The sequence below is a fragment of the Burkholderia sp. AU32262 genome (assembly GCF_020419985.1).
Taxonomy (GTDB): Bacteria; Pseudomonadota; Gammaproteobacteria; order Burkholderiales; family Burkholderiaceae; genus Burkholderia; species Burkholderia semiarida.
In genome coordinates, this window is the sequence record NZ_JAIZRS010000013.1 from 74,652 (window position 1) to 88,747 (window position 14,096).

General features: G+C 68.3%; 14 protein-coding genes. 7 read left to right on the plus strand and 7 right to left on the minus strand.

The window, feature by feature from the left end; genetic code table 11:
- The first annotated feature begins 356 nt into the window (after positions 1 to 356).
- The 3 genes from LGN10_RS17235 (at position 357) to LGN10_RS17245 (ending at position 1,751) form a co-directional block, all read left to right on the plus strand.
- Positions 357 to 587: a DUF4148 domain-containing protein gene (locus tag LGN10_RS17235; protein WP_226224395.1), complete on the plus strand. Its 231-nt coding sequence runs from the start codon at positions 357 to 359 to the stop codon at positions 585 to 587.
- 96 nt (positions 588 to 683) lie between these two features.
- Entirely contained in the window at positions 684 to 1,220 is a 537-nt protein-coding gene (locus tag LGN10_RS17240; RefSeq protein WP_059579252.1) for an RNA polymerase sigma factor, read from the plus strand.
- An 81-nt stretch (positions 1,221 to 1,301) separates the two neighbouring features.
- On the plus strand, positions 1,302 to 1,751 hold the full coding sequence (locus LGN10_RS17245) for a universal stress protein (RefSeq protein WP_226094162.1): 450 nt from the start codon (positions 1,302 to 1,304) through the stop codon (positions 1,749 to 1,751).
- 5 nt (positions 1,752 to 1,756) lie between these two features.
- Here the strand turns inward: LGN10_RS17245 and LGN10_RS17250 are convergent, their stop codons facing one another.
- From LGN10_RS17250 to LGN10_RS17260, 3 genes are all read right to left on the minus strand, one after another.
- Positions 1,757 to 2,275 carry a DUF3331 domain-containing protein gene (locus LGN10_RS17250; RefSeq protein ID WP_226224397.1) on the minus strand — a complete coding sequence of 173 codons (519 nt, stop codon included), beginning with the start codon at positions 2,273 to 2,275 and terminating at the stop codon, positions 1,757 to 1,759.
- Between the two features lie 27 nt (positions 2,276 to 2,302).
- The gene (locus tag LGN10_RS17255; RefSeq protein ID WP_059579260.1) at positions 2,303 to 2,692 is read right to left on the minus strand and encodes a BON domain-containing protein; all 390 of its coding nucleotides are present in this window, start codon (positions 2,690 to 2,692) and stop codon (positions 2,303 to 2,305) included.
- A gap of 336 nt (positions 2,693 to 3,028) precedes the next feature.
- Positions 3,029 to 4,411 carry a sensor histidine kinase gene (locus LGN10_RS17260; protein ID WP_226224398.1) on the minus strand — a complete coding sequence of 461 codons (1,383 nt, stop codon included), beginning with the start codon at positions 4,409 to 4,411 and terminating at the stop codon, positions 3,029 to 3,031.
- 333 nt (positions 4,412 to 4,744) lie between these two features.
- Between LGN10_RS17260 and LGN10_RS17265 the strand changes: the two genes are divergently transcribed.
- From LGN10_RS17265 to LGN10_RS17280, 4 genes are read left to right on the plus strand one after another with little or no spacing between them, the layout of a single operon-like run.
- The gene (locus LGN10_RS17265) at positions 4,745 to 5,422 is read left to right on the plus strand and encodes a TetR family transcriptional regulator (RefSeq protein WP_059579268.1); all 678 of its coding nucleotides are present in this window, start codon (positions 4,745 to 4,747) and stop codon (positions 5,420 to 5,422) included.
- A gap of 56 nt (positions 5,423 to 5,478) precedes the next feature.
- A complete protein-coding gene (locus LGN10_RS17270) occupies positions 5,479 to 6,333 on the plus strand; it encodes an FAD binding domain-containing protein (RefSeq protein WP_124861412.1) in 855 nt (284 codons plus the stop codon).
- Positions 6,314 to 9,136, plus strand: coding sequence for a molybdopterin-dependent oxidoreductase (locus tag LGN10_RS33700; protein WP_226224399.1), 2,823 nt, complete (start codon positions 6,314 to 6,316; stop codon positions 9,134 to 9,136). Before LGN10_RS17270 ends, LGN10_RS33700 begins: the two co-directional genes overlap by 20 nt.
- 28 nt (positions 9,137 to 9,164) lie before the next feature.
- On the plus strand, positions 9,165 to 10,442 hold the full coding sequence (locus LGN10_RS17280) for an MFS transporter (RefSeq protein ID WP_226224400.1): 1,278 nt from the start codon (positions 9,165 to 9,167) through the stop codon (positions 10,440 to 10,442).
- A gap of 15 nt (positions 10,443 to 10,457) precedes the next feature.
- Here LGN10_RS17280 and LGN10_RS17285 read toward each other — a convergent pair whose 3' ends face one another.
- From LGN10_RS17285 to LGN10_RS17300, 4 genes are all read right to left on the minus strand, one after another.
- Complete coding sequence (locus LGN10_RS17285; RefSeq protein ID WP_060309963.1) at positions 10,458 to 12,023, minus strand: methyl-accepting chemotaxis protein; 1,566 nt, start codon at positions 12,021 to 12,023, stop codon at positions 10,458 to 10,460.
- Positions 12,024 to 12,342: 319 nt separating this feature from the next.
- On the minus strand, positions 12,343 to 13,188 hold the full coding sequence (locus LGN10_RS17290) for an MBL fold metallo-hydrolase (protein WP_226224484.1): 846 nt from the start codon (positions 13,186 to 13,188) through the stop codon (positions 12,343 to 12,345).
- A gap of 18 nt (positions 13,189 to 13,206) precedes the next feature.
- Positions 13,207 to 13,533: a hypothetical protein gene (locus LGN10_RS17295; RefSeq protein WP_059579280.1), complete on the minus strand. Its 327-nt coding sequence runs from the start codon at positions 13,531 to 13,533 to the stop codon at positions 13,207 to 13,209.
- Positions 13,526 to 14,056, minus strand: coding sequence for a sugar ABC transporter (locus LGN10_RS17300; protein ID WP_226224401.1), 531 nt, complete (start codon positions 14,054 to 14,056; stop codon positions 13,526 to 13,528). Before LGN10_RS17300 ends, LGN10_RS17295 begins: the two co-directional genes overlap by 8 nt.
- Positions 14,057 to 14,096: the final 40 nt, after the last annotated feature.

The window sequence follows — 14,096 nt, forward strand, 5'->3', positions numbered from 1 at the left end:
TCCGCCGCGGCAACCGCGGGCCGCGCACCCGCGGTTCATGCCCCGCCTCGACTTCGTCACGCGCGCGGCACTCGCGCGTACGGCGGCGCCGGCGCGCAGACGAACGCGAACGTCGCCTGCCCGACCCGCTCCGCTTGCGCCCGCCGTCGCGCGCATCTGTATCCGCATGTATCGGGTTTTCGCATCGATACATGACCTTGCAAAACGGCGCGCACCGGACACATGCGAGATATCTGCCAGGCGCTCAATACACACACGGCGGCACCTGACGCCAACCACGACGCGGCGGCCCCATGCGGGCGTCGCCATCGGGTGCCGCGACTCCGTTCCGATCCATCCCGCTCCAGGAGATTCACATGAATGCCTCGAAAATCACCTTCGTGCTCGCCGCCCTTGCAACCACCGCATCGGTGTACGCGGCGTCCCCCGCCGAATCGGCCGCCGCCGGCTACGACGCACCGGCTGCCACGCAATGGGCGCCCGTCGCCGCGATGCCGAAGACCCGCTCGGAAGTCCGCCACGAGCTCGCGCTCGCGCGTCAGAACGGCGAGCTCGACGCGCTCAGGAAGCTCTATTCCGGGCATTGATCGCCCGTCCTGCCAACCGGCCGGGTACCGGCGCGCACCGCCGGCATCCGCGCCGTCACCGCGTTGCCCCCGCGACTTCGGGCACGCCGCCTTCCCATGAAGCGAACCGAACTTGCAACGATGCTTCCCGACCTGCTGCCGCGCCTGCGGTCGTTCGCGATGCGGTTGACCGCGAATCGACACGACGCGGACGAGCTCGTGCAGCGCGCCTGCCTTCGCGCCCTCGAACGCGCGCATCAGTTGCGGGCCGGCACATCGCCCGTCAGCTGGGTCTTCTCGATCATCCATTCGATCTGGCTCAACGAACTGCGCCGGCGCAATCATCGCGATCGCCTGCTGCTCGAATGGAGCCACGCAGCGGCGGAGACGGTCGCCGATCCGCGCGCCGCATCCGAGACGCGCGTCGCCGTCGGCCAGATCCTCGCCGCCGTCGAGCGGTTGCCGGCATCGCAGCGCAGCGCGCTGCTGCTCGTGAGCATCGACGGACTCAGCTATCGGCAAGCCGCCGCCGCACTGGACGTCCCGGTCGGCACCATCATGAGCCGGATATCGCGGGCGCGCAAAGCGATTCGCGTCGCGCTCGATGCATCCGGCACGGCGCACGCGCGGCTTGCACGACCGGCCGCGGAATAAACCGCGCGCGTCGCGTGTTCAGTGTAGGCAAGCGCCTCCGCGACGACGGAGGCACCCGGCCCTTCACGACTCGAAACCCACATGTCAGCGCTTTCCAGGATGCTACTCGTCTATGACGGAACCGATGAGGCTCAGGCCGCGCTTGCGCGATGTTCGGCGCTGTCGCGCGCGCTGTCCGCGGCGGTCGACGTCGTGGCCGTGGTCGACCCGGCAACCGCGAACGCGCAGTCGGCCGGGCTGCTCAGCGATCTCGCGCACCGTCGTCTCGAGGAGTTCGCCCGGGACGAACTGCAACGCGCGCTCGGCACGCTCGCCGACGACGGCATCGTCGCGCGCGGCTTCGTGCGCTTCGGACGTGCGGCCGATGCCGTCGCCGCGCATGCGATGACGACGCGCGCCGACCTGGTCGTCGTCGGGCACCGGGCCCGCAGCGGAATCGCGCGCTGGTGGCGCGGGCGCCCCGTCCATTTCGATCTGGCCGAGCGCCTTCGCGGCGTATCCCTGATCGTCGTGACGGTCGATGCGGCGTAGGCCCGTCACGCGGCCGCCTCGACCCGCTCGACCGCGTCGTGCACCGGTGCGTCGCTGCATGGCGCAATGGTCGCGGCGAGGATCATGCGCTGCCGATTGGCACTCAGGCAGACATCGCTGGCGCGCGGACGAAACACGCGGTCACCGCGCTCGATCGTGCGCCCCGTCAACGCGCAGACCGCCGGCGCGCGTGCGCGGCTCCTGCACCAGATCTGCTCGGTGTATCGCCCCGAACGCGCATCGCTCCATGACACGCTGATCAACGACGACGAAAGGCGCTCGATCACCGCGATCGCGGAAAGCGGCTCGTCTCGCGCGAATGCGCGATCGTCGTCGTCCAGGCGCAAGCCGAGGCGACGCGACTTGTATCGCGTGCGCTGCGCCTGCAGGCACACGTCGCGTTGCTCCAGCGAAGGATGGAGGACATTGATCAACGTGCGAATCATGATGTCTGCTTCAGGCAGTGTCGCCATCACCCTTTCTCCCACCGATCGGGTCAGTCGTATGAAAGCGGGCGCACGCATGCCGCCGGCGATGCGCCCGCGCGTCGCTCAGGCGCCGCCTTCCTCGCGCAGCGTGAGCCGGCTGTTGACCGACGTGACGCCGCGCACCTTGCGCGCCGCCTCGACCGCCAGACGATCCTGGTCTTCGCTCGTGATCTGGCCCGACAGCGTGACGCGTCCGGTCGCCGCGTTGCCGAACACCGCGATCGGCATGCCTTCCAGCCCCTTCGTCCGGTACAACGCCTTCTCGACCGTGCGCGAGAACGTGCGGTTGGCTGCCCGTACCGCCTTCTTCGACGTGCCGGCCGCCGGCGTGGACGTGACCGCGGCGTTCGCGCCGGCGGTATCGAGCCGCTCGTCGGCGAACGCGCGCAGGTTGACGCCTGCGATCAGGACGACGGCCAGGCCGCCGGTTACGACGATGTGTCGGAGTTTCATGATGGATTCCTTGGATGTCTGGTATCGAGTCGACCACTACGCATGTGCCGGTGACCTGCATCGTCACGATGCGAACGGATCGCGCGTGCGCAGCTTCGCGCATCAGGCGCGACGCATGCCGCGAAACCGTCGTCGTTGCGATCCGTGTACCGGTGGATCCAGCATAAGGGGATGCGTCGACGCGCTCCATAGCATCTGCAGGTGTTCGGGGTGATGCATCGGCATGAGGTATCGCATACGTTGGTATAGGCATCCGGTCCGTTCATGCGCATCCGCTCGCTCGATCCGTCACGATCGCGGCGCACCGCGCACCGCTCGCCGTCGAACCAGGCGCGCTCACATCGGAAACAGCGGAAGCGTCACCGTTGCCCGCGTTCCGCCGTCCGGCCGCGGCGTCAGCGCGAGCTGACCGTGATGCGCGTCGACGATGGATTTGCAGATCGACAATCCCATGCCCATTCCGTGCGGCTTCGTGGTGAACAGCGGCTCGAAGAGACGCGCGGCCAGCTGCGGATCGAAGCCGTCGCCGCGATCGTCGATCCGGACGCACACCCGGTTCCGGTCCGACTCGCACGTCAGTACGATGACACGCTCGTGCTCGGGCGTGCGAAGCATGGACTCGGCGCCGTTCATCAGCAGGCTGATGATCGCCTGCTGCAACTGCGTGCGTTCGCCGCGCATCGGCAGCGGCGCCGCGCATCCGTCGATCCGCAAACGCACCTTCATCGCGTCGAGCGTGCTTTCCAGGATGTCGGCCGTCTCGCGCAGTGCATCCGCGAGATCGAACTCGGCGAACACCGGCGCCGCCTGCCGCGCCTTCGCGCGCAACGCGCTGATGATGGTCCGCGCACGCACCGCGCATGCGCAGATGTGCGCGAGCATCTCGCGGGCCGCGTCGATATTCGGCACGCCGCGATCGAGCCAGTTCAGCCCGGCGCGCGCAGACGTGTCGATCGCCGTGACCGGCTGCGCGACCTCGTGCACGATCGACGCCGCCAGCTCGCCGTACGCGGTGAGCCGGCCGACGCGATCCATCTCGGACTGTGCGTCGCGCATCGCCGCTTCCATCGTGGACAGCCGCGCGTGCTGCGCGGCAAGCTCGTCGCGCAACCGCAGGTTCTCCAGGACGAACCCCGCGTGCAGCGCGATCATCTCCACGAGCGCGACCTTCGCCGGCGTGAAGATGCCCGGCAAGTCGCCGTGTTCGAGATACAGCGCACCGAGCAATGCGCCGTTGCATCGGATCGGCACGCAGATCACCGCGCGCGGCTTGCGCCGGCGCACGTAGTCGTCGGTGCGCCATTGGTCGGCCGCGCAGGCGTCGCGCAGCACGAGTCCGTTGCGCAGGTGCACGGCGGCGGCGACGATCGGAACCGGCAGTCGATCGGCCGGCGGTCGCTCCCGGCGCGGCGCATTCGGCGCGGTCGCGTCGGCGGCCCGCTCCCAGCCGCCTTCACGCAGGACCGCGATCGCCCCCCACGTGGCCGCCGCGCCGTGCATCGCGGCATCGAGCAGCGCGCCGATGCGCGCCGCCGGCGGCACCTCGTCGGCCATCGCGCGCGACACGTGACGCAACACGTGCATGTCCGGCGCGAGCAGCGATCGACCCATCAGTTCGTCGAGGACCGGGCTCATGTCGGGACCGGCCGCGTCGGCGGCCGATTTCCACACCGTCCGCGCAGCGAAAGCGCTGCAGGAATCGTCGAGTTCGTTGTTCATGCGTCTATCTCCCGCGTACCGGATTTCGGCCTCGTCCGACCTGAATTCTACGTTTCATGTAGTGAGTACTCCACAAACGAATGTTAGCAGCACTTTCTCGAAATAAAAATGTGAAGATACGTTTACGGTGCGTTGTCCGGCGGCCAACCACCCCCAAACCACAACGATAAAGCATTGATTTATATCGATATTTATCTTTTGTTGCGCACCGCTCGCGAGATCAGTAGAATCCTCACATTCATGTAGCGTTCCCTGTATCAAATTCAAGGAATGCCGCCATCTCGGGTATTTTCATGCGGCATGGCCATGCGGCCGTGCCGGTGTAGGAACGGTATGACTCAGGCAGCAAAAGGCAAGGCGGTGCGCGGAACCGGTGTCCGGGAGGCAGCGGCACAGGAAACCCGCGACAAGATCCTGCGCGCGGCGACCAAGGTGTTCGCGCGCTACGGCTACGAAGGCGGCAGCGTGGAGCGGATTTCCAGGCTGGCGAAGTCCTATGACCGGATGATCTACTACTACTACGGGAGCAAGGAGGGGCTGTTCGTCGCGGTGCTCGAGGGCATCTACCGGCGGATGGACGAGGCGGAGCTCAGGATGGCGCCCGACCCTTCCGATCCCGTCGAAGCGCTGAAGTCCGTGATCCGCTTCAAACTGGACTACTATTGGCGCAATCCCGATTTCATCACGCTGCTCAATACCGAGAACCTGCACCAGGGCAAGCACTTGTCGAAGCTCGAGCGGCGCGGCGAATATTCGTCGCACGCGGTGCAGATCGTCACACGGATTCTCGACAGCGGTGTCGAACAGGGGTTGTTCCGCAGCGGGTTGAACGCGCGCGACGTATTCCTGCTGATCATTTCGGCCGCGTATTTTTATACGTCGAACCGTTATACGCTGTCCGCATTCCTCGGCGAGGAACTGAACGCGCCGGATGCCATGCGCCGCTGGGAAGCGTTCGTGATCGACAGCGTGCTGCGGGTCGTCCGCAAGGATGCATCGACCGGCGATTGAATGCGTTGCGTGCCGAGATCGGCGCGCGTAATCATGAAGATTCCCACACCGTCGTGATGAACTATCTTCGCGCCCACACCCTCGACGAAGTACTCGGCGCGCTCGCCGCCGAACCGCGGCCGCGCATCGTGTGCGGGGCCACGGACCTCTTCGCGGAGCTCGCGCTCGTGCCTGCCCGGTCGTCATGGCTGGACGTCAGCCGCATCGACGCGCTGCACGGCATCGCGCTGCGCGACGACGTCGTCCGGATCGGCGCGGCCAGCACGTGGGCCGCGATCGCGCGCACGGCATGGCTGCCGACGGCACTCACGGAAGCCGCCGCCACCATCGGGCCGCGGCAGATCCGGGCGCAGGGAACGATCGGCGGAAACGTGTGCCACGCGTCGCCGGTCGCGGACGGCATCCCCGCGCTGCTCGCGCTCGACGCGCACGTCGAACTGGCGAGCGTGCGCGGCGTGCGGTGCTTGCCGTTGGCCGAATTCCTGCTCGGCAACCGCGTGGTCGCGCGCGATGCGGACGAACTGCTGGTTGCCGTGCTGTTCGTACAACCGCCCGTGCACGATCGCACGTCGTTCATCAAATACACGAATCGCGACGGCCCGGCGATCGCCGTCGTATCGGCTGCCGCGCGGCTGCGCGTCGATGCCGCCGGCACGATAGCGGCAGCGGCCGTCGCCGTGGGCGGCGCATCCGGCGTCGCGCGCCGGATGCGGGCGCTCGAGGCCGCGCTGGCCGGCCGCCGGTGCGACGACCTTACCGACACGATCGCAGCGGCGCCGCTCGCGGAGCTGACGCCGGTCGACGACTGCCGCGCGACGGCAGTGCATCGCCTTCATCTCGCGCGGCTGGCCGTGTCGCGCGCCTTCACATGCTGCATCGAGGAGAACGCCCGTGGCCCACTCCCCGCCTGACCCGCTTGCCGACGTACGCGATACGACAGCGGACGACAGCGCTCCGGCTCGCCCCGAGCCGGACTGGTTCGAACTCAACGGTACGCGGCGCGGCCTGCCGGCAGACCGCGCGCAGCGGCTGATCGACCACCTGCGCGCCGACCTGCGCCAGTTCGGCACCAAGGAAGGGTGCCGTCAGGGCGATTGCGGCAGTTGCACGGTGATCGTCGACGGCGAGGCGCGCTACGCGTGCCTGATTCCCGTCGCGCAGGTCGCGGGGCGCCGCATCGTCACGGTCGAAGGCCTGGCCGACGGCACGCGGTGCGGCAGCCGCCTGCAGGACGCGTTGCTCGCCCATCAGGCGGTGCAATGCGGTTTTTGCACGCCGGGCATGCTCACCGCGGCGGCGGCCGCGATCGACGCCGGCGAAGTCACCGGCCGTGCGAGCGCGCGGGCCGCGATCGACGGCGTGCTGTGCCGCTGCACGGGTTACCAGAAGATCGTCGATGCCGTGACCGAGGTCGGCTGCGGGGCGGCCGCGCGCGGCCGGACGCCCGCGCCGGCCGAAGGGCCGTCCGTCGGCGTCCCGCTCACGCGCCTCGACGGCCCCGGGAAAGTCGACGGCAGCCAGCGCTTCGGCGCGGATGCGTATCCGGCCGACAGCCTGTTCCTGCGCGCCGTGCGTTGTCCGCATCACCGCGCGCGTTTCACGTTCGGCGACCTCGCCGCATTCGTCGACGCGCATCCGGGCGTGCATCGCATCCTCACGCACGCCGACGTGCCCGGCCTCAACGTGCATGGCGTCGCGACCCCGTATGCGGACCAGCCCGTGCTGGCGGAGCACGAGGCGCGCCACCATCTCGAAGCGGTCGCGCTGGTGGTCGGCGAGCGCGCGGCGATCGCCGCGCTCGACCTCGATCGCTTTCCGGTGCGGTGGGAACCGCTGCAGCCGGTCCTCGCCGTCGACGATGCGAGGCGTGACGACAGCCCGCAACTGCACGCCGATCGCCCCGGCAACGTGCTGATCGAGGGACTCGTGCGCCGCGGCGATGCCGAGCGCGCGTTACGGGACGCCCGCCACGTCGTCACGGCCACGTTCGCATCGAGTTTCGTCGAGCATGCGTATCTCGAACCGGAGGCCGGCTGGGCGAGGCGCGTGGGCGACACCGTCGAGATTCATTCGTCGACGCAAGCGCCGCATCCGCATCGCGCCGATCTCGCGCGCATTCTCGCGATCCCGCCCGAACAGGTGCGCGTCGTCGCGACCGCGGTCGGCGGCGGCTTCGGCGGCAAGCTGGACATGACGGTCCAGCCGCTGCTCGCGATCGCGGCGTGGCATCTCGGGCGGCCCGTCGCGATGGTGTTCTCGCGCGAGGAATCGATGGCCACGTCGACCAAGCGCCATCCGGCGCGCATCACGTCCAGCATGGCGGCCGATGCCGACGGCCGGCTGCGCGCGGTGACGTTCGACGGCGACTACAACACCGGCGCGTTCGCGTCGTGGGGAACGGCCGTCGCGAACCGCGTGCCCGTGCATGCCGGCGGGCCGTACGTGATTCCCCACTACACGGCGCGCTCGCGCGCGATTCATACCCACGTCACGCCGGCCGGCGCCTTTCGCGGCTTCGGCGTGCCGCAGACGACGATGTCGCAGGAACAGCTGATCGACGAGCTCGCGTTCGCGACCGGCATCGATCCGCTCGAATTCCGCGCGATGAACGCGCTGCGGCCCGGCGACGCGCTGCCGACGGGCCAGGTGCTCGACGACAGCGTGGGGCTCGTCGCGTGCCTCGATGCGCTGCGCCCCGCGTGGCGCGACGCACACGCGCGGCTCGCGACGCTCAATGCGGCGTCGCCGGGGCATCTGCGCCACGGCGTCGGCGTGGCCGCCTTCTTCTACGGCTGCGGCAACACCGCGTTGCCGAACCCGTCGACCGTGCGCTTCGGCATCCGGCCCGACGGCACGATCGTCCTGCACCAGGGCGCGGTGGACGCCGGCCAGGGCGCGAACACCGTCATTCCGCAAATCGCCGCCGATGCGCTCGGCGTGCCGGTCGACCGCCTGCACTTCATCGGGCCGGACACCGCGCTGTCGCCGGATTGCGGCCGCACGTCGGCGTCGCGCCAGACCCTCGTCACCGGTCGCGCCGCCTTTCTCGCCGGCACGATGCTGCGCCGCCGGCTGCTCGCGTTCGCCGGCGCGGCTTCCGATGCGCGCATTTCGGCCGATGCGTGCGGCATCGCCGTCGACGGCCGTCCGCTCGATCTGCGTGCGCTGCCGGTTGACGCGCATGGCTACGCGATCGCGGCCGAGGAAAGCTTCGATCCGCCGACCACGTCGCTCGATGCGGCGGGGCAAGGCACGCCGTACGCGACCTACGCGTTCGGCGCGCAAATGGCGGAAGTCGCGGTTGATTGCGACAGCGGGCGCGTGCGCGTGGTGAAGGTCGTGGCCGCGCACGACGTCGGCAGGATGGTGAATCCGACACTGCTCGAAGGCCAGATCGAAGGCGCGGTCGCGCAAGGCATCGGCATGGCGCTGATGGAGAAGTACCGCCCCGGCGAGGGCAACAATCTGCACGACTACGTGATTCCGACGGTGCACGACATGCCCGACGTGCAGTCGATCTTCATCGAGGCGCCGACGGCCATCGGCCCGTACGGCGCGAAAGGCATCGGCGAGCCGGCGCTGGTTCCGACGGCGGCGGCCGTCCTGAATGCGATTCATCATGCAACCGGCGTGCGCATCCGCGAAGCCCCCGCCACGCCGGACGTCGTGCTGCGCGCGCTCGCCGCCCGCACCTCGGTTGCCGCGCTTCGATAGCGGCGTTCCTACCTGGCGAACAAGAACGATGACGACAACGAGACAAGCCGATCAAGCATCGCTGGGCGCCGCACGGCGCTCGTCCTGGTACGCGGAACTCGATCCGGCCGGCAAGCGCGCCTTCAAGGCCGCATTCGCCGGCTGGGCGACCGATGCGTTCGATTTCATGGTGTTCAGTTTCGTGCTGGCCTCGCTGATCGACCTGTGGGGCCTCGATCGCGGCAAGGCCGGGCTGTTGAGCACCGTGACGCTGATCTTCTCGTCGGTGGGCGGGTGGATCGCCGGCATCCTCGCGGACCGCTACGGGCGCGTCAAGGTGTTGCAAGGCACGATCCTGTGGTTCTCGGTCTGCACGCTCGCGATCGGCTTCGCGCAGGACTTCGAACAGATTTTCGTGCTGCGCGCGCTGCAAGGACTCGGCTTCGGCGGCGAATGGGCGGTGGGCGCCGTGCTGATCGGCGAGACCGTCGCACCGGCCCATCGCGGCAAGGCGGTCGGCCTCGTGCAGAGCGGCTGGGCCGTCGGCTGGGGCTGCGCGGCGGTGCTCTACGGCATCGCGTTCTCGGTGCTGCCCGAGTCGCTCGCGTGGCGCAGCCTGTTCTGGGTCGGCATCGTGCCGGCGCTGCTCGTGCTGTATGTGCGCAAGCACGTGGCGGAACCGGAAGCGTTCGTGCAGGCCGACGCCGCGCGCCGGCAAGGCGCGGGCCAGCCGTCGGTGTGGACGATCTTCTCGCGTTCGCACGCGCGCCGCACCGTGCTGGCCGCGCTGCTGTGCACCGGCATCCAGGGTGGTTTCTATGCGATGTCCACGTGGCTGCCGGCCTTCCTGAAGATCGAGCGGCACCTGTCCGTGCTCGACACCGGCGCGTATCTGTTCGTGATCGTCGTCGGGTCGTTCTGCGGCTATGTCGTCGGCGCGTATCTGTCCGACTGGTGGGGGCGCCGACGCAACTTCATGCTGTTCTCGGTGCTGTCGCTCGCGTCGGTGTACCTGTACCTGACGCTTCCGCTTTCGAATGCGCAGATGCTGTGGCTTGGCTTTCCGCTGGGCTTCTCGTCCTGCGGGATCTTCAGCGGGGTCGGCGCATACCTGACGGAACTGTATCCGTCGACCGTACGCGGCAATGCGCAGAGCTTCACGTACAACTTCGGCCGCGGCATCGGCGCGCTGTTTCCGAGCCTCGTCGGCATGCTGAGCCATTCGCTGGGGCTCGCGTCGGCGATCGCGATCTTCGCCGGCGCGGCCTATGGCGTGGTGGTGCTGGCTGTGCTGCTGCTGCCGGAGACGAAGGCGCGGTCGCTTTGAGTCCGGGGCGGCCCGTCACGCGAGCGCCGCTTCGCGCAGACGGAACTGCGCGACCGCCGCACTCAGCCGCGCGCCCTGTTCGTCGAGCGACAGCGCCGCGGCCGCCGCCTCCTCGACCAGCGCGGCATTGCGCTGCATCGTCTGCTCCATCTGGATCACCGCGGCGTTCACCTGCTCGATGCCCGACGACTGCTCGTCGAATGCCTGGCTGGTTTCGCCCATGATCGCGTTGACGCGCTCGACCGCCGCGACGAGCTCGGCCATCGCCGAGCCGGCCAGCGCGACGAGGCCGCTGCCGTCTTCGACGCGTCGCGCGGAATGGCCGATCAGCTCGCGAATTTCCTTCGCCGCGGCGGCACAGCGCTGCGCGAGCCCGCGCACCTCGGTCGCGACGACCGCGAACCCGCGCCCCTGCTCGCCCGCGCGCGCGGCTTCGACGGCGGCGTTCAACGCGAGAATGTTCGTCTGAAACGCAATGCTCTCGATCACGCCGACGATGCCGGAGATGCGCGTGGAGCTCTGCGAGATTTCGGACATCGTCTCGACGACGCGCTGCATCGCCTCGCCGCCGCGCGACGCGATGCCGGCCGCGCCCTCGACGTACGTGCGCGCATCGCGCGCGTTGTCCGCGTTCTGGCGCACGGCCGCCGTCAGTTGCTCGACGCTCGCGGCCGCCTGCTGCAGCGATACGGCCTGCTGCTCGGTGCGCGCGGACAGGTCGACGTTGCCGCTCGCGATCGTGCGCACGTCGCCGACGATCGTCTCGGTGCTCGCGCGCACCTGGCTCACGGTATCGACGAGGCCGTCCTGCATCCGCTTCAGCGCGTTCAGCAGATACGCCATCTCGTTCTCGCCCGGCACGACGACCGCGCCGGTCAGGTCGCCTTTCGAGATTTTCTCGAACTGATCGACCGCGAGGTTGATCGGCTCGATGATCGCTTTCGCAAGCACGCGCTGCGCAACGAAGCCGACGACGAGCGCCAGCACCGCGACCGCGCCCATCCCCCACACGATTCGGTGGAAATTGACGCCGGCCGCATCGTAGCGCGCCTTCTGGCGCGTGACCTGGAACGATTCGAGCGCGTCGATCGCCGCCTGGTAGGCCGCGAACAGCGCAGGCGGCGCGGTGCGCTGCGTGTCGAGAAAGTTGAATGCGTCGTCGCCGTCGAGCTGCGACAGCGCCTTCAGAAACACGCGGTCGAGCAGCGCGCGACGATGGGTCTGCAGCGTGTCGAACAGCGCCTGTTCGCCGGCGTCGCGCGCGTGCAGACGCGCGTACGCGTCCAGTTCGTCGTTGCTCTGCCTGAGCAGCGTGTGGAGTTGCGCGACTTCAGCCTTCGCGGGCTGGCCGGCGCTGATGATCTGCGCAACGTCGCTCATGCGTTCGCGCAGCACGAGCATGCGCTCGGAGCTGGTCTTCAGGTGCAGCAGCGACGCGGTATCGTCGCGATACATCGCCTCGAGCGAGCCGTTGCCCATGTAGAGGGCCGCGATGCAGGCGCCGACCACCAGCACGAGCAGCACGGTATAGCCGGCGATGGTCGCGAGGAGGCCACCACGGATAGTGAGTTGTTTTCGCATGACGTTCCCTTGAGCCGGCCCGGCACGGCCAGCGGCGGAGGTGAATTCCGGAACACGAACGACGCGCGCCATCGCGCAATGCGCGGCGCGGGGCTGCGAACACGTTAACGGCGCGGGAAACGGGCGGCTTTTATCCGCACGCGACGCGAATCTGGACGATTGCGACAGAGAGAGCCGGAAGCAGCGCGGCTACCGGCCGTCGCCGGACCTCGAACGAATCTCGTCGGCCGACGCGTCGCGCGGGTGCGCGGCGGTCCGCCAAACGTTTTCCCACGCGTCCTTCACCATCGCCCGCCGGTCGCCGGTCGCCGGCATCGCGTCACGCGTCGGTCTCGTAAAACAGGCCGTATTCGCCGTTCGTTCTCCTGATTCGCGCGAACCCCGCTTCTCCCAAATGCATGCCGGCGATCAGCAGCCGTTCCGAGCTGACCCGGTCGAGCAGCCGCGAACGCGTCGCCACCGCCTGCAACGCATCGTGGTCGAACGCAATCGACACGTCCGGCCGCTTGATCTGGATGTGCGGAAAATGCACGATATCGCCCCACACGAGCAGGCCCTGATCGCCGGATTCGAGCACGTATCCGGTATGTCCGTCGGTATGCCCCGGCAGCGGTAGGGCCGCGATCCCCGGCAGCACCTCGCCTGCATCGAAGACCCGAAGCGCGTCGCCGTAAGCGTCGAATACCTGACGCGCGATCCGGAAATTGCCGCGGGCGCGCTCGCTGGCGCGGCTCAGGTTGCCATCGTCCCGCCAGAATTCGACCTCGCGCCGATGCGCGACCAGCTCCGCATTCGGAAACGCAACCTGTCCGGCCGCATTCACGAGCCCGCCGATGTGATCGGGATGGGCGTGCGTGAGCAGGACGCTGTCGATCGCGGCAGGATCGATACCGGCGAGCCGCAAATTGTCCTTCAGGCGGCCACCCCATTGTTTGATGCCGCCAGCCCCTGCGTCGACGAGAATCGTGCGGCCCGCGCCGCGCACCACGTAGCAATTGATATGCACGGCGGACGGCTGCTGCTGGCCGGCCGCACGCTGCATCCCGGCAGCGTCGGCCACGTCGATATTCGACAGGACATCGAGGCCGGCCGTGAGGTAGCCGTCGCTGATCGCGGTGATCGTGAAATCCCCGACACGCCGGCCGGGAAACGTCATGTTGGACACCATGCTTCTCCGGAGTGGCTAGTTTCGGGCGTGAAGGTTCGGCTCGGCATGACCGAAACAACGGATGCGTGCCGTCAGGCCCGTGCGGCGCACGACGGCGCGATCCAGCGCCTCCATGAATGCATGCATGACCGCGGGCGAGCGAAGCGACGCCTCGCGATACCGGATTTCCGCGAAAACGGGATGCCCGCATCCGTGCCGAACCGCCACGTAGATGACGTGGACGTTCCGCGGCTCTGCCTGAAGAACATCCGTACAGAGTTCGATGCAGTCGCCGGAAAGTTCGTCAAGGCGTGCGTCAGGCGGCATGCGCCGTGCATCGATATGGAAAGTCACGTTAGGCATCGCGGGCCCCTTTTGCGAGTTGCTCCGTGATCGGCGCGTACAGGTCGAGGCCGGCCGGCACGTTCCCGGCGACAGGGGCATCGCTCCGCGGCAGGACCGCGAGCCAGCGGCGCGCCGGATACCGCTCCAGCGCCACGGCCTGCATGGCCAGCGGCTTCAGGCCCAATCCGATCAACGGGTCGGGTCCGCTGGCGCTCAGCGCGAGCAGTTCGTCGGCATCGACCGCCGGCGCACGACCGATATCGCTGTAGAGATTGCGGTGCCAGTCGGTGATGTGTTGCTGCCAGCGCGCGAAATTGCCGCCGCCTTTGCGCCGATATTCATCGCCGGTCAGCACGCCGAGACCATCGATCGTGTGAACGGCCAGATAAACGGGGCAGCCGGCGCCGATCGCCTTGAAACGCTGCGACGTGTGAAAGCCGCTGACCGAGATGAGGGCCGGCAGCTTTTCGAGGCTGTAGAAGTCGTTCCATTCGGCTTCGCCGGCAGGGTCGGCGAAGGTGCATTCCACGGTGTAGATCATCGGATTGTCCTGTGTGACGGATCGGCATCCTGCGCTTCGA

Excerpts from the sequence above, each read along its gene's own strand:
- LGN10_RS17245 (WP_226094162.1), top strand. The coding sequence starts at position 1,302 with ATGTCAGCGCTTTCCAGGATGCTACTCGTCTATGACGGAACCGATGAG.
- LGN10_RS17235 (WP_226224395.1), top strand. The coding sequence starts at position 357 with ATGAATGCCTCGAAAATCACCTTCGTGCTCGCCGCCCTTGCAACCACC.
- LGN10_RS17280 (WP_226224400.1), top strand. The coding sequence starts at position 9,165 with ATGACGACAACGAGACAAGCCGATCAAGCATCGCTGGGCGCCGCACGG.
- LGN10_RS17250 (WP_226224397.1), bottom strand. The coding sequence starts at position 2,275 with ATGCGTGCGCCCGCTTTCATACGACTGACCCGATCGGTGGGAGAAAGG.
- LGN10_RS17285 (WP_060309963.1), bottom strand. The coding sequence starts at position 12,023 with ATGCGAAAACAACTCACTATCCGTGGTGGCCTCCTCGCGACCATCGCC.
- LGN10_RS17295 (WP_059579280.1), bottom strand. The coding sequence starts at position 13,533 with ATGCCTAACGTGACTTTCCATATCGATGCACGGCGCATGCCGCCTGAC.
- LGN10_RS17240 (WP_059579252.1), top strand. The coding sequence starts at position 684 with ATGAAGCGAACCGAACTTGCAACGATGCTTCCCGACCTGCTGCCGCGC.
- LGN10_RS17255 (WP_059579260.1), bottom strand. The coding sequence starts at position 2,692 with ATGAAACTCCGACACATCGTCGTAACCGGCGGCCTGGCCGTCGTCCTG.
- LGN10_RS17270 (WP_124861412.1), top strand. The coding sequence starts at position 5,479 with ATGAACTATCTTCGCGCCCACACCCTCGACGAAGTACTCGGCGCGCTC.
- LGN10_RS17265 (WP_059579268.1), top strand. The coding sequence starts at position 4,745 with ATGACTCAGGCAGCAAAAGGCAAGGCGGTGCGCGGAACCGGTGTCCGG.
- LGN10_RS17260 (WP_226224398.1), bottom strand. The coding sequence starts at position 4,411 with ATGAACAACGAACTCGACGATTCCTGCAGCGCTTTCGCTGCGCGGACG.
- LGN10_RS17300 (WP_226224401.1), bottom strand. The coding sequence starts at position 14,056 with ATGATCTACACCGTGGAATGCACCTTCGCCGACCCTGCCGGCGAAGCC.